Annotated in this window: 13 protein-coding genes and 2 pseudogenes; 9 read left to right on the forward strand and 6 right to left on the reverse strand. The window is 45.7% G+C overall.

Features of this window, described 5'->3' with window-relative positions:
• Positions 1 to 93 precede the first annotated feature (93 nt).
• From AB4307_RS20765 to AB4307_RS20780, 4 genes and pseudogenes are all read right to left on the reverse strand, one after another.
• Positions 94 to 330 (reverse strand): annotated as a pseudogene (locus AB4307_RS20765) (transposase); the annotation flags it as partial.
• Between the two features lie 37 nt (positions 331 to 367).
• Positions 368 to 1,159, reverse strand: a complete 792-nt coding sequence (locus tag AB4307_RS20770) for a hypothetical protein (protein WP_102321375.1) — start codon at positions 1,157 to 1,159, stop codon at positions 368 to 370.
• A 597-nt stretch (positions 1,160 to 1,756) separates the two neighbouring features.
• Complete coding sequence (locus AB4307_RS20775) at positions 1,757 to 3,007, reverse strand: lipase family alpha/beta hydrolase (protein ID WP_372133327.1); 1,251 nt, start codon at positions 3,005 to 3,007, stop codon at positions 1,757 to 1,759.
• Positions 3,008 to 3,164: 157 nt separating this feature from the next.
• A pseudogene (locus tag AB4307_RS20780) lies at positions 3,165 to 4,402 on the reverse strand (metal-dependent hydrolase family protein).
• Positions 4,403 to 4,664: 262 nt separating this feature from the next.
• On the opposite strand from AB4307_RS20780, the gene AB4307_RS20785 reads away from it, so the two are divergent.
• Positions 4,665 to 5,153 carry a hypothetical protein gene (locus AB4307_RS20785; protein WP_017068109.1) on the forward strand — a complete coding sequence of 163 codons (489 nt, stop codon included), beginning with the start codon at positions 4,665 to 4,667 and terminating at the stop codon, positions 5,151 to 5,153.
• A 99-nt stretch (positions 5,154 to 5,252) separates the two neighbouring features.
• On the opposite strand, the gene AB4307_RS20790 is transcribed toward AB4307_RS20785, so the two are convergent.
• Positions 5,253 to 7,001: an amidohydrolase gene (locus AB4307_RS20790; RefSeq protein WP_372133330.1), complete on the reverse strand. Its 1,749-nt coding sequence runs from the start codon at positions 6,999 to 7,001 to the stop codon at positions 5,253 to 5,255.
• A 320-nt stretch (positions 7,002 to 7,321) separates the two neighbouring features.
• Between AB4307_RS20790 and AB4307_RS20795 the strand changes: the two genes are divergently transcribed.
• Complete coding sequence (locus AB4307_RS20795; protein ID WP_017060193.1) at positions 7,322 to 7,840, forward strand: lipocalin family protein; 519 nt, start codon at positions 7,322 to 7,324, stop codon at positions 7,838 to 7,840.
• Between the two features lie 94 nt (positions 7,841 to 7,934).
• Here the strand turns inward: AB4307_RS20795 and AB4307_RS20800 are convergent, their stop codons facing one another.
• Complete coding sequence (locus tag AB4307_RS20800; RefSeq protein WP_004736309.1) at positions 7,935 to 8,549, reverse strand: TetR/AcrR family transcriptional regulator; 615 nt, start codon at positions 8,547 to 8,549, stop codon at positions 7,935 to 7,937.
• Between the two features lie 236 nt (positions 8,550 to 8,785).
• Here AB4307_RS20800 and AB4307_RS20805 point away from each other — a divergent pair, with 236 nt between their 5' ends.
• The 7 genes from AB4307_RS20805 to cyoE all read left to right on the forward strand — a co-directional run bounded on the left by AB4307_RS20805 (position 8,786) and on the right by cyoE (position 18,543).
• Positions 8,786 to 9,898, forward strand: a complete 1,113-nt coding sequence (locus AB4307_RS20805) for an efflux RND transporter periplasmic adaptor subunit (RefSeq protein ID WP_372133333.1) — start codon at positions 8,786 to 8,788, stop codon at positions 9,896 to 9,898.
• Positions 9,899 to 9,906: 8 nt separating this feature from the next.
• Positions 9,907 to 13,005, forward strand: a complete 3,099-nt coding sequence (locus tag AB4307_RS20810; protein ID WP_372133336.1) for an efflux RND transporter permease subunit — start codon at positions 9,907 to 9,909, stop codon at positions 13,003 to 13,005.
• A gap of 749 nt (positions 13,006 to 13,754) precedes the next feature.
• On the forward strand, positions 13,755 to 14,651 hold the full coding sequence (gene cyoA, locus AB4307_RS20815; protein WP_081325387.1) for a ubiquinol oxidase subunit II: 897 nt from the start codon (positions 13,755 to 13,757) through the stop codon (positions 14,649 to 14,651).
• A 5-nt stretch (positions 14,652 to 14,656) separates the two neighbouring features.
• Positions 14,657 to 16,744, forward strand: a complete 2,088-nt coding sequence (gene cyoB, locus AB4307_RS20820; protein WP_372133339.1) for a cytochrome o ubiquinol oxidase subunit I — start codon at positions 14,657 to 14,659, stop codon at positions 16,742 to 16,744.
• Positions 16,734 to 17,351, forward strand: a complete 618-nt coding sequence (gene cyoC, locus AB4307_RS20825) for a cytochrome o ubiquinol oxidase subunit III (protein WP_010439790.1) — start codon at positions 16,734 to 16,736, stop codon at positions 17,349 to 17,351. Before cyoB ends, cyoC begins: the two co-directional genes overlap by 11 nt.
• A complete protein-coding gene (cyoD, locus tag AB4307_RS20830) occupies positions 17,351 to 17,662 on the forward strand; it encodes a cytochrome o ubiquinol oxidase subunit IV (RefSeq protein WP_010439794.1) in 312 nt (103 codons plus the stop codon). The genes cyoC and cyoD overlap by 1 nt, the downstream gene beginning before the upstream one ends.
• Positions 17,623 to 18,543 carry a heme o synthase gene (gene cyoE / locus AB4307_RS20835; RefSeq protein WP_372133341.1) on the forward strand — a complete coding sequence of 307 codons (921 nt, stop codon included), beginning with the start codon at positions 17,623 to 17,625 and terminating at the stop codon, positions 18,541 to 18,543. The genes cyoD and cyoE overlap by 40 nt, the downstream gene beginning before the upstream one ends.
• The last annotated feature ends 40 nt before the right edge of the window (positions 18,544 to 18,583 follow it).

Consider the following 18,583-nt stretch of genomic DNA (forward strand, 5'->3'; position numbering starts at 1 on the left):
TTTAATTACGCAACAAAGCCGAATTTGATTGAAAAAATGGTCACTAAATGCAGAAAATGGATAGCCCTAGGGCGCGAGCATACTTTGATTGATTTATAACCCAAAGAAGACTCGAGCCCGATAATCATCGTTCCAACCAGCTTTCTTCAACTTCACTTTTTGGCTTGGCGCACCACAATCACATTACTTCAGCATGTTCATCACAAAGCGTCTAAACAGCGCTATATCTTCTACTGCACCATCTAACGTTATCCGTGAGCTATCATCTTTAAAAACAACATCTAAAACGTAATGCTGGTTGTTTTCAATACGCCAATGCTGACGAATATGTTAGTAGGGGCTTGAAGCTACTAAAAAACCTTTCGGTCTATCTATCGCAGACATACCAATTATCAGGATAATCCCAGATAGTGCTCTCCTTAAAACCTGATGCTGTCCATCCATCGCCTCCTAAGTGGGCAACATGGACTTTGATTTTTTTATCGGTGAAATCCTCGACAAACCCTGTATATTTTCCTTGATAGCTATACTTCGCGTTTTGGCAAATTCTTAGACCACGAGTTGAAAGCATTTGAATTCTATCTGCTTCTTTGCGCTGTTGTTCACGTAACGCTTGTTGCTTTTTCGCAATTTTTTGGGCTTCGAGAGCAGTTTGACGTTGCTTTTCAGCCGTCTCAATTTCAGCAGCAGTTTCAAAGCCATTATTTTTTGCGAGAGCAATCCACTTACTATCCTTTGTGTCTGTATCGTTTATGGGGGCAATAACCTCTGCATAAGAAGAAGTGCCAGTTGAGCACTGCATGTTACTTTGGGCTATATGCATTTTAAAGAGAGGGGTGTCCGAATTGGATTTTACGCACCATTGACCACGTAGTTCACCACCTTTGTTTTGACACAGATCCTTTAAGTCATCTTTAAGGCTGTAAAAGGCCGCTTCTGATACTGCACACCATGACTTTCGATATTTACGGAAATTATTTCCATCATCTCGACCGCCAACGAAAGCTAATGGGTTAAGTAAACCTTTTTCAGAAGCTGCTTGGTACTGTTCAACATAATCAATAGGGTCAGTAACGGAAGCATCAGGCATAGAAGCAAACTGATTTACACAGCCTGTGAGTGCAAGAGGCAAGGTTGTAAGAAGAAGTAATTTGTTCACTATGCATTCCTTGATATGAACGATTAAAATACTTGTAACATAACATGTTGTTTAATACTAAATCTATGAAGTAAATAGAAAAATAAAAATGTTAAACTTTTCTTGTTAACAATATTAAACAGCTTTGGTTCCTTCCTTACTGCTCTTCGGAGGAGCTGACTACATTCAGCCACTGCTATTAGAAAATGTTGGTCATTATGAATTTGTTTATTTTACGAAGAGCATATGCTCTAACAAGAAAAGGGGCAAATCCGTGTTAGTCCTACTAAAAATCCCCTCCTAGCCTCCCCTTAATCAGTATCTACAATCCATTGTGGTTCGTAGAAAGGGGAGGAACTGAATACAGATCGTTACATGTGCAGTTACACATTCAGCGCTAAAGAAGGTTCTCCCCCTCGGTCGTCAATCTAGAGGGGGGATAAACTTAATTGGAGGGGGAGTTAGAGGGGGTGGGTGTTCGAAATCAGCCCGAACGCACAGGATATCAATGCTCTCAATTCAGAAAAACATTACGCTTCACCCAAAAGATTGGAATGCCTAAGCGTTCCAATTTTAATATCTGATTTACCTACGCCGCCTAGTGCACCGAATCATAAATCAATGTGCTTCTTCAGCTCTTAACCAAAACTCGGACAGGTCTTCAAAAAGGTCATCGTTATCTAAGATGCTCAAATGGGTTTCGTTGTAGCCGAGGATTTGTGACGCGTGGAGTTGGGCTGGGCGCGACAATTGGCTTGATAAATTGATCACACCATCGTTGCTGTTGGTATTAAATAGGTCGCCCGAGTTATAACCAAAGGCTAAAAAGTGGGGAATGTGAATCTTACTGCTGTCAATTAATAAGTCAGCGATAAATTTCCCGTCTGGATTTAAATCAACCCATGCCGGCATTACTACGGGAGAGTACTCGACCCCTTGTTTAGCAGACTCGACACCACCAAACGGCGAAGATATGGTGGCTACGCTGCTTACAAAATCGCATAGCTGCCCAATACGGCACTGGCGAAGACTGTTGATGGCGACAAGCCCGCCCATACTATGTGCCACAACATGTAATTGTTGGATTTTGTATTCCGTTAACACCGTGTGCATGAGGTTATTCAGGCCTTTGGAGTTCAAAGCCAGAGACAAGCCTGAAGGATAGTTAAAGACCCAGATCTGATATTTAGATTGGTCGACTTTTTCAATCAGTGGGGCAAAATCTAACGCAGTGGCGTTGATGCCATGCACAAACAAGATCGGGATTTTGTTTGGGTCGAACTCTGACAGAAAGTAGAGCCCAGCGTTATCTTCGAGCAAAAAGGTCAGCGGCTGCCACATGCCGAGTTTGCCATTTTTTCTGTCAAAAGGTGGAGCTTCCAAGCTCACGACTGTGCCTATGTCGATCAAATCCAATTCGATTTTTAACAGTGAAGATAGTGAACGATCAACAAACGCTCTTGGGGCTTCACTCTCATTAACCGTTAGTGAGACTTCTATTGTTGATCTGTCTTGGTGATCACGTAGGTTGATTACACTGAAAGCTTCATCGGCTTGTAGGGTAAGGTCTTGATTCTTATCTTCAAAGATAAGTAGGTAGTGGATGTTATTCGATACATGTAAGTGAATACTGTCACTGTCTATGATGCCATCGTAGCCATCAACCTCGCCTTTGTTAATGTCTTTGATTTGTTCAATCACCACGGCAGAACCGGAGGCATGTTGATTCAAGGTAACCATGTATTGATTGGTTATGGAGTCGATGGCTTGTATCTCATTAGATAGATTTCTAAAGTTACCGCACCCTGACAGCAGTGAACTGAGTAATAGCACTGTGCTGATTAAGCGTGCAGTAAGTAATAGCTTCATTCTAATTTCATCCTTATCCCACCCCGATTTATCCATAAATCAATAACCTGAGTTTAATAGTAGCAATAAAACAGCGCTTAATAAAAAGGCAAGCAAACGACTATAAAGTTCGCTTGCTTGCCTGAGAGGTTTCATTACTTAGTGAGTATATTGAACACTAAAGCGTGTTTTTGTACACCTTGCCGTCTTTCATGATCAGTTTTTGTGTCTCTGTGTTTGCCACACAAGCAACACTGTCCAGTGGGTTGCCATCGATGATCAATAGGTCGGCATACGCGCCTTCAACCACTTGACCAAGCTTGCCTTCTTGGTACGGGTGTTGATAAGTCGACATCTCGAACAAACGTCCACAGTTTGATGTCGCCATGCGAAGCGCGGTGATGGTATCGAATACTTGCTCAATCGCACCAAGTTCATTCAATTGTGTCGCATGAACGTTGGTTTCACCCACACAGTCGGTACCAAAGGCGATGTTTTGGATATCGTATTTCTTAATCAGTTCTGCCGACTTGAACATGGCTTTACCTACGCGTTCTGTTTTGCGGTATGTCTCTTCGTTTGGTAGTGGGATCTTACGCTCTGCAATCAATGAAGAGGTAAAGTAAGAAGGAATCACCCAAATGCCTTTCTCTTTAATGATCTCGGCAATGTCGTCGTCCATGATGGTCGCGTGTTCGAAAGACATCACGCCCGCTTCAGCTGCTCGGCGCAGCGACATAAGTGCCGTAATCTGAAGCGGCATCAACCGCAGCTTTCATCTCTTCAGATGTGAACTGCAATGTGTCTAGCGGATCAAACGTTGAAGATGCGCCACCACCCGCCATGATCTTGATTTGGGATGCGCCCATAAATAGCTGTTCGCGAACCGCTTTTAAGACTTCTGAACGACCATCTGCCACTTTCATTGCGCCAAGCTTCCTCATAGGTGAGTCTTCATGGCCGTTTGCTAAACGCTCTTGTGCTTGGTTTTGACGGTAATCGGAGTGACCACAGGTTTGTGAGATAGCTGCCATTGAAGGCAGAATACGTGGGCCAGTGGCATAGCCGTTGTCGATACTGGTTTTTAAGGCCAAGCGTGTTACCTGCTACATCACGAATGGTGGTAAAGCCACGCATTAACATCTCTTCAGAAATCTTTGCTGAGCGAATCGCCACTTCTTCACGCGTCATGGTATCAATGACATTGACGCGTGAAGATAAAGTGATATGAACGTGCGCATCAATCAGGCCTGACATGACCGTGCCACCTTGAGCATCAATCGTTTCATCGGCAATCGTTGGGTCAATCTCTCCAATCTGAGTGATCAAGTTATCTTCGATGAGGATTGATACGTTCTCGATTAAGTTGTTATCAACACCGTTAAATACGTTCGCGTTAGTGATTAGTTTTTTCATAATCTGCACCTTTTGGAAATGAGTGTGTGTCGCTGATGGAGTCATCTTATGGGGCGCAGCATTTGAAGAATGGCCATTTGGTGACAGTGATGAATTGGGCGTGTTTTTGCTATTGCTATAAGAGAGGCAAAGGGGATTTTTGTCGAATCATTAATTTGAGGAATGAATGTTGGCGATGTCATGAAATGGTAAGTTTTGCTTCGATTCGAACGCTAAGATGTATTTCAAATCAAGGCGACTTATCAAATTAGAGAGAGACAGAATGACTAAATCAGACAAAGTTTACGGGTTCAACACACCACAACGTCTATTCGTAGGTTACACGTTAGCCGTGCTGGTGGACTTAGTAGTGCTTAACTTCTTCGATGAGTACTGGGACTTCGTCAACATTGAGTCTTTCACTATATCTTTGATTGCGGCGTTGTTGTTGCAGCTATTATTGAAGCTCTCTATTGGTTTAGAGCACAAGATTGCTGAACACTTCAAAAGCAAGCCGGGCACTGCACCTAAGGTGTACCGAGCAATCACCACTTACATTATCTTGGTGGGCTCAAAATTCGTGATGCTAGAAGCGATTAACCTTCTGTTCGGAGATAAGGTGAGTTTTACAGGACCTTGGGGCGGCGTGGTTGCTTTCTTCGCTGTGGTATTTACGATTCTGGTTGCTGAAGTGATTGTATCGAAGATCTACTTTGCTCTGGATGACAAACAAGATTCACATGTGAAAGCGCTTAAAGAGACCAACGCGTAACAGAACTAAAATACAGATGTGAATAACAGACGAGCCAGTTGAATAAGCTGGCTCGTTTTCGTTTGAGTTGCGATAACCAATTCGATACGCGAATTGGCTCTATTTTTCGTAAACCACGTTCCCGCGTAACACCGTCATCAACACCTGAGTTTTGGCGATTTGTCTTGCTGACACTGTGGTGATGTCGCGGTCGAGAATGGCGAAGTCAGCGGATTTTCCTACCTCAATAGAACCTGTTACGTCTTCAATCCCAAGACTTTTGGCGGCATTGAGCGTGTAAGCGTCGATGGCGGTATAGATATCGGTTAGGCCGGTTTTGCCCATGATTAAGCTGTTCGCGATGCCGACCAATGGGTTGATGTCGTGTACGTTCCAATCACTGCTTAAGGTGATATTGGCGTCGGTCTTGAGTATTGCATCGAGGTTCATCATGGCTTTGGCACGGCGAGCACCAAGGAAAGCTTCGGCCCATTGGTGTTGATGACTTGCAACGTAATCAGAGCCAACTTGGAAATCTGCAGTTACATCTAACTGGCGAAAGCGTGGCACATCTTCATCATTGATTAATTCGACATGGGTTAGGGTGTAGGGTTTGGTTGAACCTTGTTTGCGAATACTTTCTATCGCATCAAGAGATTCACGAACCGCTCCATCACCAATCGCATGAATGTGGGCGCTAAAGCCGATTTTCTCGAGCGCAGTTAACCATTCTTTCATTTGTTCTGGCGGAATATAGTTCAAGCCATTAGGAGACTGGGGTAGATAAGTATCTAAGTAGGGCGCGAGTGTTTTGGCGGTGCCATTGATAAAGATGCCATCACTGTACATTTTCACCTGATCGACAAGTAACAGATGGCTTTTATCGTCGGAATGCATTTTCTCAAAGACTTCTAATTGAGAAGACATCACCATCGATGGGTACACCCAAGGGCGTAGCGATACTCGCGCCGTTAAGTCTTGATTTTGCTCGGCCTCTAGCCAAACGTCATACCAACCTCGTTTCCAATACATGCGACCGTCGCCAATGGTGGTGATGCCGTGGGTTGCCGCTTCCTCAAGCCCGAACATTAACCCTTGGTAGCTTTGATCAAACAGTTCGCTTTGGCTGTTCCAAGCCATCTCCATCAGTTGATCGCCAGCATTGTCTAATAAGATGCCATTGAGCTTACCGCTGTCTTGGTCTTTTAAATAAGCGCCACCTTGTGGATCTGGCGATTGCTGGCTGATTCGGGCAATTTTCAGTGCTTTAGAGTTGGCCCACATCGAGTGTGAAGTCTGCTCCATGATCACCACTGGGCGATCCGGGAAGATGCTGTCGATGATCTCAAGTGGTGTGTATTCAGAGTCGCTATCGAGCGTCGCTTCCAAAGAAAAACCATAGCCCATAAGCCAACCTCTGCCATCGGTATCAGCATTGATCTTACACGCTTCTAAGTAAGGGATTTGCTCTTCTAATGTGGCTTCAGAGTCGAGTTCACAATTGCCACCCAGCTCTGAGGCGGCTTCAAACACATGGTTATGGTTGTCAATAAATCCCGGAAGGACAAAGGCATTGTCTACATCAATGACATCAGTGCTTTGCCCTTGAAAAGTTTGCGCCTGTGATTGGTTACCAATGAAGATGATCTTGCCTTTGTAGGTAACGATCGAGTCCGACTCACGATGCCCGTATATATCAGCATTGATAAAGATCTGGTCAGCACTTTGGTTATGAACAGATGTTTGCGCTTGAACTGGTGTTTGTGTTTGAACAATAGTGTTGGCTTGTGCAAGCACCGGCGCTACGGCCGATAAGCTTGTGAGTAATGCTATCCATGCAGTACGTGGCAGAGTGAGCTTGTTATTCATTATTATGTCTTCCATGTTCCACGGTTTAGTAAGTATAGAAAGCGAGTGGCGAGAATCATATCGTGAATTTTTAATAATAAAGTGTCCTTGGTTGCTCTCTTGTTTGAATGTAATTCCAGTGCCTTTTGAGGTGGTTGTGGGAATACAGCTCGTCAATAAAGGATTGCGAACCCATTCGCAGACTAAACAATTCACATAAGGTTCTGAATAAATTACAGTTAAGTGAGCTATAAAAATGGATTTAACGTATTACCAAGGATGTAAGTTTATGTTTTCACGAGACTTACTCGCATTACTAATAAAAACAAGTCGAGGTTAGGATGAAAAAAATATTATTGCTGCTTAGCGTGATCTTATTGGGTGGTTGTGTTGGCATGCCCGAAACGGTTAAGCCTGTTCAACAGTTTGAGTTGGAACGATACCTAGGGAAATGGTACGAAGTGGCTCGTTTGGATCACTCGTTTGAGCGTGGCTTAGACAACATCAGCGCTGAATACAGCCTTCGTGATGATGGCGGCGTGAAGGTGATTAACCGTGGTTATTCGGCGGAAGAAGGTGAGTGGAACGAAGCGGAAGGAAAAGCGTACTTCGTTGAGGGCTCTGAACAAGGCTATTTGAAAGTGTCTTTCTTTGGCCCTTTCTACGGCGCTTATGTCGTGTTTGAATTAGACAAAGAGGGCTACCAATACGCGTTTGTTTCTGGGCCCGACACTGATTACTTATGGCTACTCGCAAGAACGCCTGAAGTCGCACCAGAAGTGATGGAGAAGTTTAAAGCCATGTCGAAAGAGCGTGGCTTCAATACCGATGAGCTGATCGTTGTGGAACATACCCAATAAACCGATCGCTGTTATTGCTGAGAGTGACTGATGATTGATAAGGCACAGAGGATGAATTTCTCTGTGCCTTTTTTATTCAAAGATAGAGCTACAATTAACGAGGCTGGTTGCCGTTCAAGAATAGCGCGACACATTCGCGAGTGTAGTGAAGTCTTTCTTCTTCAGATTCTCCGCTATCGTGTCCGAAGAATCCCCAATACGCCGATTTGCCGTGAAACATCAGCAACAGTTGGCGTGCTGCAATGACTGGCGAGCTTGATGTCGACAGTGTGAGATCACCAGAGTCTATTTTCGACTGCAAATAATCAGCAAGTAACTTGGTGGTTTTCTGAGGCCCAGTTTCTAAATAGATAGAGGCGATCTCTGGATGCGTATTCGCTTGGCTAATGGCATTTTGAAAGGTTTGTCTAGATTGTTCATCAAGTAATAAATCCTGAAACTTCACACCAAATTTCACCAACTCATCACCCACCGCAGCATCCATATCAAAGGCAGCAGGACTGAGTTCTCGCTCCGCACACTTGGTTTGCATGCAGGTTTCGAAAAGTTCGTCTTTGTTTTTAAAGTGAGAGTAGACCGTTTGCTTGGAAACGTTCGCTGCTTTGGCTATCTGGTCCATATTGATCTTGAAGCCATGTTCAGAGAAAAGTTGGCTGGCTGCGGTTAAGATCTGCGATCTCTTCTGTTCACTCTTGATGATTTTAGTCACGTGCTTGCTTCTCGTTACTTAGTGTTGTCTCGTTACCTAGTTTGTCTCTTTGCTTGGTGCCTGTTGGTGCTCAGTTCTATGTGTCTCGTTTTACGCTAAGCATTATGCTTTTTGTGATGGTTTTATCAATCATTAACGATGAAACTTATTTTTAACACAATCAAACTAGACAGTCTAGTTTGATTTGGTTAGTCTAAAAAAAGAACATAATTGAGTACCGCATAGGAACAGTACGTATGTATAAATTGATGAAGGGAAGCGCAGTGGCAGTGGCGTTGTCGGCTTTTCTTGTTGGATGTGGCGAAAAGGAACAAGCCCAAGAGTCGGTTGATTCAACCTCTGAAACGGCATCGAGCGTCCAAACTATTTTAACCGTGGAAACGATGGCCTTGGCGCTGTCTTCCTCTTATGCAGTACAACGCGAATATGTCGGTGTGGTTAAGGCGGGTCAACAGGCCAATTTAGGTTTCGAGTTGGCCGGAAAAGTAAACGAGATTCTGGTGGATGTCGGTGACACAGTCACAACGGGTCAGCCGTTGATCAGACTGGATACCCAACTTTTGGAAACCGAGTCTAGCCAACTGAAAGCGCAGGCTGAAGAAGTCAAAGCTCAATTGAGTTTGGTGGCAGCGAACCTTAAACGTCAACGTTCATTGAAAGCGAAAGGCTTCAGTGCCGAAGCGGAGATTGATTCTCTCACCAGTGAGCAACGCGTATTGCAGGCTAACTTGCTACGCATCGATGCATCGGTAAAAGGCAACGAATTGAAATTAGTGAAATCGACAGTGCTTGCGCCTTATTCTGGCACCATCGCAACCCGCTATGTCTCGCTCGGAGATGTGGTGAATGTCGGTAATCCCACTCTGACACTGCTCGCTTCTGAGGGCAAAGAGGCCTTCATCGGTATTCCTGCTCACCAAATGCAAAAAGTCACCTCACTTTCTTCGCCTAGCATCCGAGTTGGGCGCACAGATTATGCCGTGGAGCTACTGAATCCCGGCGCAATGGTCGACACTCAATCTCGTAGTGTCGGTTTGCGTTACCTGTTTCCTGAAAAATCGTCGGTATTAGAAGGGCAACTTGCCTATCTTAAGTTTGATGAACAGATTGAAGAGCAAGGTTACTGGGTGCCATTAACGGGTTTGATTGACGGCCTACGCGGTGTGTGGAACATCTTTGTGATTGGTGAAGACAACAAAGTTGAGCGCCGAAGTGTTCAAGTGTTGTTTGCCAACAATCAACAAGCGTACGTGAGTGGGGCGATTGAAGACGGTGAACAAGTCATTGCCAGTGGCTTACATCGCTTAGTTCCCGGCCAAATCGTGAAACCAGTCAGCGCGGCTGAGTAGGTAATAGTATGAAAATAATAGAGACTATTTCCAACACTCGACTGCTTATCTTGATGACCGCGCTGCTGATGGTGAGTGGTATTTCGGCGTTCATGACGTTGCCACGTGCAGAAGACCCAGTAATCATCAACCGTTATGCGAACATCACAACCAGTTTCCCCGGCGCCAGTGCCGAACGCGTAGAAACCTTGGTGACTGAGGTTATCGAGAATAAGCTGCGTGAACTGAGTGAAGTTAAACTCGTGAGCTCAACCTCTAGGCCGAGCGTATCAATTGTTACGCTAGAGCTTAATGACACCATTACCGAGCCAGAACCGGTCTGGTCCCAAGCTCGCGACAAGTTATCTGATATCGAATCCATTTTGCCTGCGGGTGCTCAATCGCCTGATCTCGATAGCGACCATACCTATGCTTTCACGACCATCGCATCTCTAACTTGGTCTGGTGCAGGCGAGCCTGATAGGTTAACGCTGGGCCGTTATGCCAAAGAGCTCGCCAAGCGACTAAGAACTTTGTCGGGTACTGAATTCGTTGATGAATACGGGATGCCGCAAGAAGAGATTCAAATCAGTTTACGTACGGCCGATGCCGCTGCTCTAGGGCGTTCAAGCGCCAATATCGCTGAATCGCTCGAAGGGGCAGACGCCAAGAACTCGGCGGGTGAACTGGTCAGTGCTTATTCTCGCTTTGGCTTAGAAATTAAATCTGAACTGGATTCCATTGAACGCATTAAGCAAGTGCCAATAGCCACTGATAGCAAAGGTCACATCATCCGTATGGAAGACATTGCTTCGGTGAAACGTGGTGAGAAAACCCCACAAGACCAGATTGCTATTGTTGATGGTGAGCCGGGTGTGATTGTCGCGGCAAGAATGCACCCTGATCTGCGAGTTGATAACTGGACGTCGCGAGCTAATGCTCTGATTGGTAAATTTGAGCAAGAGTTACCAAGTAACGTTAAGGTGACAGTGCTGTTTAATCAGCAAGGTTATACCGAGACTCGCTTAGACGATTTAGGCAAAAGTTTGATGATCGGTTTCGGTCTGATTTTGATTGTGCTGTTTGTCACTTTAGGCGTGCGTGCCGCGATCTTAGTCGCCATTTCTCTGCCGTTAACCTCATTATTGACCTTGTCGATCATGAAAATGACCGGTGTACCGATTAACCAAATGTCGGTGACAGGCCTAATTGTGGCGCTCGGGATCATGGTTGATAACGCGGTGGTGATGGTCGATACCATTCAAGCTTATCGCTTGAAAGGGCAACAGCGCGCTGAAGCGACCATGAATGCATTGAAGCATTTATGGGTGCCGTTATTAGGCTCAACCTTAACTACCGTGTTGGCGTTTGCTCCGATTATCTTGATGCCGGGTGCATCGGGTGAATTTGTCGGTGGTATTGCGATTACCGTTTCTTTCTCATTGATCGGCTCTTACATCATCTCGCACACCTTAATCGCAGGCTTAGCGACCAAGTTATTACCGAAACAACTCAGCGACGTTGATAAGAAAGGGCGGCACCATTGGTACATGACGGGTTTGAGAATCCCGGCTTTGACGCGTTGGTTTTCGTCTTCTGTTCGCTTTGGCGTCACGCATCCAACCATCACGATTGCTTTGGTGTTATTGGTACCGTTTACCGGTTACTGGAGTATGTCTCAGCTGACTGAGCAATTCTTCCCGCCATCAGACCGAGACATGTTTGAGATTCAGGTTTACATGCCGCCGCAAGCGAGCATTTACGCCACCAAAAACACCTCTGAAAAAATCGACGATATCATTCATCGTTACCCTGAAGTGGAGCGTATCGATTGGCTCGTGGGCGCAAACTTCCCATCCTTCTATTACAACCTGCAAGCAAGGCAAAATAACGCGCCGTACTTCTCGCAAGCCATGGTGAAAACAGAGAACTTTGATCAAGCCAATGCGCTGATTCCTGAGTTGCAAAAGATGTTGGATAACGAGGTGCCGGAAGCACAAATCTTGGTACGAAAGCTTAATCAAGGGCCTCCATTTACCGCGCCCGTTGAACTGCGAGTGTATGGTGAAAACCTCGATACGTTGAAAGCGATTGGTGAGGATGTGCGATTGATTTTGGCGGGTGTTCCTCATGTGACGCACACAAGGGAAACGCTGCAACCAGGTACGCCGAAGGTGTGGTTGAAGGTTGATGAAGACACCGCAAAGCTGAATGGTATTTCATTGAACCAGTTCGCAGGTATGCTGCAAACTACGCTGACAGGTCGTGAAAGTGGCTCTGTGATTGAAGGCAGTGAGTCGGTACCAATCCGTGTTCGTGTGGCAGATGAGGCGCGTGAAAACTTGGCTCACTTAAGCAATATTCGTTTGCCAATCAGTTCAGATGTCTACTCGACAGGTATTAACGTATCGACACTGGCCGAACTGGAATTGACGACCAGTCGCGGTGCGATTACTCGTCGTAACGGGCAGCGTGTGAATACCATTGAGGGCTACATTGAAGCGGGTGTCTTGCCTCAAACCGTGCTCAATGAATTCCAAAAACGCCTAGAAAACTATCAGATGCCATCAGGCTATACGATTGGTTTTGGTGGTGAATCTGCTGAACGAGATAATTCAGTCAACAGCCTGATCTCGAATGTCGCAGTCGTGGTGGTATTGATGGTGCTGGTGGTGGTGATGTCATTCAACTCGTTCCGAATGAGCAGCATCATCTTCATGGTAGCAGGATTGGCGGGTGGGCTAGGGTTGTTGTCGGTGTGGATTTTCGGTTACCCATTTGGTTTTACGGTGATCATCGCGATGCTCGGGATTGCGGGCTTAGCGATTAACGCTGCCATTGTCATTCTGACCGAATTGAAGTTAGACAAGGAGGCTTCCTCTGGGAATGTTGATGCAGTCGTTGATGCTGTTATGTCGTGTACTCGTCATATCAGCTCAACCACGATTACAACCGTGGGCGGCTTTATGCCACTGATCATTGCTGGTGGTGGCTTCTGGCCTCCATTTGCGGTCGCGATTGTGGGCGGTACCGTATTAACCACCCTTATCTCGTTCTACTTTGTACCTGTGGTTTATCATTTGATGACTCGAAATCAGCGAAAATCCATGACTACTCAAGCGGCATAACTGTTTTTCAATTTAACGTCTCTTCAATTTGGCTACTCTTTAATTGCCCATAATCGAGCCGTATCTGGCTCGATTATGGTGTGGTTATTCTCGATAAATTCATCCCAATTCCTACCTTTTTGTTGTGCTTTTCACCGCTATTACGCCCTCAATTAGTCAAATTATCCTTTCTGTTAGTCATTATATTCTTTCAATTCGTTACATTAGTGCATAGATGAATGCTTGATTATCTTGTTGGTGAATGAGTGGGTGTTTTGAATAATCTAACCAGTGAATACCTTGTAAATGGTATGTGAATTCACAATTTTGACGGGCGTCACACTTCTATTTATTCGCTCTTTCTAATGTACCTTGAACTTGCCCCGAGCTTTGGTGGTGAGCGAGTGTTTATCTACTTTTTCTAAATCCCTTGTCAGTACTGGCTCCATCTGTGTAGCACGCTATTGATGTGTGTCTTAATCGCTTACTGCTTCTTAGTTTTCGTCTTCATAAATGGAAGGTTAGTTTCCAAGTTTGTTTGGTGAGCTTTCAATTTCAACTCTTCATAATGCGCCGAATGTAACAATGTATTTCAAAGTGTAACAATTAAGTCATGTTTTCTGCGTGGTTTTAACCCAGCAGTAACGAACCTTATTGCATTGCTTTTTGAGATGCGGCGTTTCACATGCTCAACACATAAATATTCTAATGATCATGACAACCAGTACTCAGACGTTCGTTCTGAGGCTGGATAACCATCGAGAAAGTTAATGGAAGCTTCAAGATATAAACGCATTTTATCGAGGACAAATTTGTCGAAGATTGGTTTGCTGGGAACCGTTCTGATGCTCGAAGGATGTAACTCCGCATTGCTCGACCCAAAAGGTAGCGTTGGCGTTCAGGAAAAAGAGCTGATTATCACGGCTCTGTTGCTGATGTTGATTGTCGTCATCCCAGTGATTCTGATGACCATCTACTTTGCTTACCGATACCGCGAGAGCAATACCACGGAAGAGTATGCACCTGACTGGGCACACTCAACCAAGATTGAAGTGGTGGTATGGACGATTCCAATCATCATCATCGCGATTCTAGCCACCATCACTTGGCGAACAACACACGAATTAGAGCCTTCCAAGCCTCTGGTGAGTGACGTTAAGCCTATGGTGATCGAAGTGGTCTCTCTGGACTGGAAATGGCTGTTCATCTATCCGGAGCAAAACATTGCGACGGTTAACTATGTTGCGTTCCCGAAAGATGTTCCGGTGACGTTTAAGCTGACTTCAGACAACATCATGAACGCGTTCTTTATCCCGCGTCTTGGTTCGCAGATTTATGCGATGCCGGGAATGGTGACCAAGCTGAACTTGATTGCTAATCATGAAGGTGACTTCAAAGGTTTTGCATCGAACTACAGTGGTAAAGGGTTCTCTCAAATGAAATTCACCGCATCAGCCATGCCTGATCAAGTGGCGTTTCTAAACTGGGTGGAAAAAGTGAAAGCAAGCCCGGACCGTATTGAAGACTGGGAGCAATTCCGTTCTTTGGCTGCGCCGAGTGTGGCTGAACCTGTGACTCTGTTCTCCAGTATCCCACCATTTTTATTCACTGATGTTGTGACCCAGCACCCTGGCTCAATGAACTGTTTGCCGGAAACCCAAGGATAATCGTCATGTTTGGAAGATTAACTCTAGACTCAATTCCCTACCACGAACCCATTATTTTGTTCACGTTAACCATGATCGCTTTAGTGGGGGGGTTAGTGGTGTATGCGGTAACCAAAGCCGGTAAGTGGCAATACCTTTGGAATGAATGGTTTACTTCTGTAGACCACAAAAAACTAGGCTTCATGTACATTGCAGTCGCGATGGTGATGTTAGTTCGTGGCTTTGCCGATGCCGTCATGATGCGTAGTCAGCAATTGCTTTCTGCAGCGGGTGAGACCGGCTATTTACCGCCACATCACTATGACCAGATCTTCACGGCTCACGGCGTGATCATGATTTTCTTCGTCGCGATGCCTTTGGTTATCGGCCTGATGAACATCATTGTGCCGCTGCAAATTGGTGCTCGTGATGTTGCGTTTCCTTACCTCAATAACCTGAGCTTCTGGCTGTTTGTAGTGGGTATTATCCTAACCAACATGTCACTGGGCTTAGGTGAATTTGGTCGTACGGGTTGGTTGGCGTATCCGCCGCTTTCTGGCATTGAGGCAAGTCCGGGAGTCGGGGTCGATTATTGGATATGGGCGCTGCAAATATCCGGTGTGGGTACCACGTTAACGGGTGTGAACTTCTTCGCGACTATTTTGCGCATGCGTACTCCGTCTATGCCAATGATGAAGATGCCAGTATTCACGTGGGCGTCTCTGTGTGCCAACATCCTGATCATCATCTCTTTCCCAATCCTAACGGTCACCATCGCGTTACTGACTTTGGATAGATACATCGGCACGCACTTTTTCACCAATGACCTTGGTGGCAACGTGATGATGTATGTGAACCTGATTTGGGCATGGGGACACCCTGAGGTGTACATCCTAATCTTGCCGATCTTTGGTGTGTTCTCTGAAGTGACTGCAACCTTCTCTCGCAAAAAATTGTTTGGTTATACCTCACTGGTATGGGCAACGGTGGCTATCACTATTTTAGCGTTTGTGGTTTGGCTGCATCACTTCTTCACCATGGGTTCTGGCGCTAACGTGAATGCCTTCTTCGGCATCGCGACCATGATTATCTCTATCCCAACCGGGGTTAAGATCTTCAACTGGCTATTCACCATGTACAAAGGTCGTATCCGCTTCACCACGCCAATGATGTGGACAGTGGGCTTCCTAATCACCTTTACTGTAGGTGGTATGACGGGCGTATTGATGGCAGTACCGGGCGCAGATTTCATTCTGCATAACTCAGTGTTCCTGATTGCTCACTTCCACAACGTAATCATCGGTGGTGTTGTCTTCGGTTGTTTTGCTGCGATTGGTTACTGGTTCCCGAAAGCGACTGGTTTCACTCTGAACGAGCTTTGGGGCAAACGCGCATTCTACTGCTGGATCATCGGTTTCTTGATGGCGTTCTTGCCGCTTTACGCTCTGGGCTTTATGGGCATGACGCGTCGTTTGAGCCAAGACATCAACCCTGAGTTCTTCCCACTACTGGCGGTTGCGGCTGCAGGTACGGGCGTGATTGCGATGGGTGTGGTGTGTCAGTTCGTTCAGATTTACGTGAGTGTTCGTGACCGAGACCAAAACCGAGATCTAACTGGTGACCCGTGGGGCGGACGTACCTTTGAATGGGCAACGTCTTCACCACCGCCGTTCTATAACTTTGCAAAACTGCCTAAGGGCGATGAGATCGATTCGTTCTGGTATCAAAAGCAAAGTGGCGAGTTTGATCCAACTCAGGAAGAAGAATACGAACGTATTCACATGCCGAAGAACACACCGACAGGCATTTATGTGTCTGCATGGGCGTTGGCATTTGGCTTCGCAATGATCTGGTACATCTGGTGGCTAGCGGCTGCAAGCTTAGTGGGCATCGTGGTGACGTGTATTCAACACAGCTACAACGACGATGTGGACTACTACGTGGAAGTTGAAGAGATCAAAGCGATTGAAGCGGCTCGACGTGCGCAGCTTGCAGAAGCGAAAAAACAGTCAGTGAAAGGCGATCATTCTGGTCGTGGTAACAGCGCTGACAGTGATGCTGATAGTGATAACAACGACAATAAAGATGACTTGGAGACGACGTATGCAAGCTAATACTCCGTCACACACTTATGATCTTGCACACTCGCATGATCATCACCACGAAGCTGCGGGCAATAAGTTGTTTGGCTTCTGGGTTTACTTGATGAGTGACTGTGTCCTGTTTGCCACGCTTTTCGCGACTTATGCCGTGCTTGAGAGTGGATCTATCGCAGGGCCTACAGGCAAAGATATCTTTGAACTGCCGTTCGTGTTTGTCGAAACCATGATGCTGTTGTTCAGTAGTATCACCTTTGGCTTTGGCATGATTGCGATGAAGCGCAAAGACGTTACCGGACTGAAGCGATGGATAAAAGTCACTTTCGTATTGGGTTTAGCCTTTATCTGTATGGAAGTGTATGAGTTCCATCACTTGATTGCAGAAGGCTATGGCCCTCAAGAAAGCGCATTTCTTTCTGCGTTCTTTACCTTGGTTGGCACACACGGTTTGCACGTAACGTTCGGTCTGATTTGGATGGCGGTGGCGTATCACCAGCTTTCAACCAAAGGCTTGAACGACAACATGTCGATGCGTTTCCAGTGCTTAAGCCTGTTCTGGCATTTCCTTGATATCGTTTGGATTTGCGTATTTACCATCGTGTACTTAATGGGGGTGATGTAATGGAACAGCATCTAGACAGCGGTGCAACGGATTACGTGAAAGGCTTTATTGCGTCACTGATTCTGACCATTATTCCGTTCTACATTGTGTGGTCACATGCGCTACCAAGCACGGAAACTTACGTGATCTTGTTCGGTTGTGCGCTGGTGCAAATCTTTGTGCACTTTAAGTACTTCTTGCATATGGAAGCGAAATCTTCCGATGGGCGTTGGAACTTAGTGTCACTGATGTTTACTGCCATTGTTGTATTGATTCTTATCGCTGGCTCGGTATGGATCATCTACAACATGAACGTCAACATGAAGTTGTAGGCCAAGGTATGCTGAAAAAATATTTGTCTATTACCAAACCGGGCATCATTTTCGGCAACCTGATTTCTGTTGCGACGGGGTTCTTTCTCGCCGCAAAAACAGAACCAGCCAGTGCGATGTTGTTACTGACGACTTTAGCGGGTGTAGGGCTTGTGATTGCATCAGGTTGCGTGGTGAACAACATCTTTGATCGAGATATCGACCAGAAAATGAAACGTACCCAGAACCGTGAATTGGTTCAGGGCAATATCAACACAGACGTCGCATTTATCTATGCGTTAGTTATGTTGTTGGCAGGCACGGCGCTGCTGTTTCAGTTCGCTAATCCGATCTCTGCGGTCATGGTGTTGCTTGGCTATGTGTTTTACGTCTTTTTCTACACCATGTGGTACAAGCGTACATCGGTGTACGGCACCTTAGTTGGCAGTATCTCTGGTGCAGTTCCGCCATTAGTTGGTTACCTTGGTGTGACGAATTACTTGAGCTTAGAAGCAGTTCTTCTGTTCATCATGTTCTGCTTATGGCAAATGCCACACTCGTATGCGATTGCGATGTTCCGCATTCAAGATTACCGCGATGCAGGCATTCCTGTTTTACCTGTGAAAGAGGGCGTTGATAAAGCGCATCAACACATGAAAGCGTATGTCGTGGCGTTTGGTGCGGTTGCTCTGGGGTTATTTTTACTCGGAGAGGCGGGTTATGAATACCTAGCCGTGTCGGCAGCCGTTTGCTTTATGTGGACCAAAGTGACGTTCCGTAAGGTTGATTGTCTTAACTACATCCAGTGGTCAAAGACAGTCTTCAAGGTCTCTCTGCTGGTGGTGATGAGCATCAGCGGCGTACTTGGACTGGAACTGATTCCGTTGCCTACGCTTTTTTGATTTAGTTTTGTCGTTGAACCCTCAATGTTTTTAAATCCGA

Origin of the sequence: Vibrio sp. 10N.261.52.C2, from assembly GCF_041471425.1 — a bacterium.
GTDB classification, from domain to species: Bacteria; Pseudomonadota; Gammaproteobacteria; order Enterobacterales; family Vibrionaceae; genus Vibrio; species Vibrio crassostreae_C.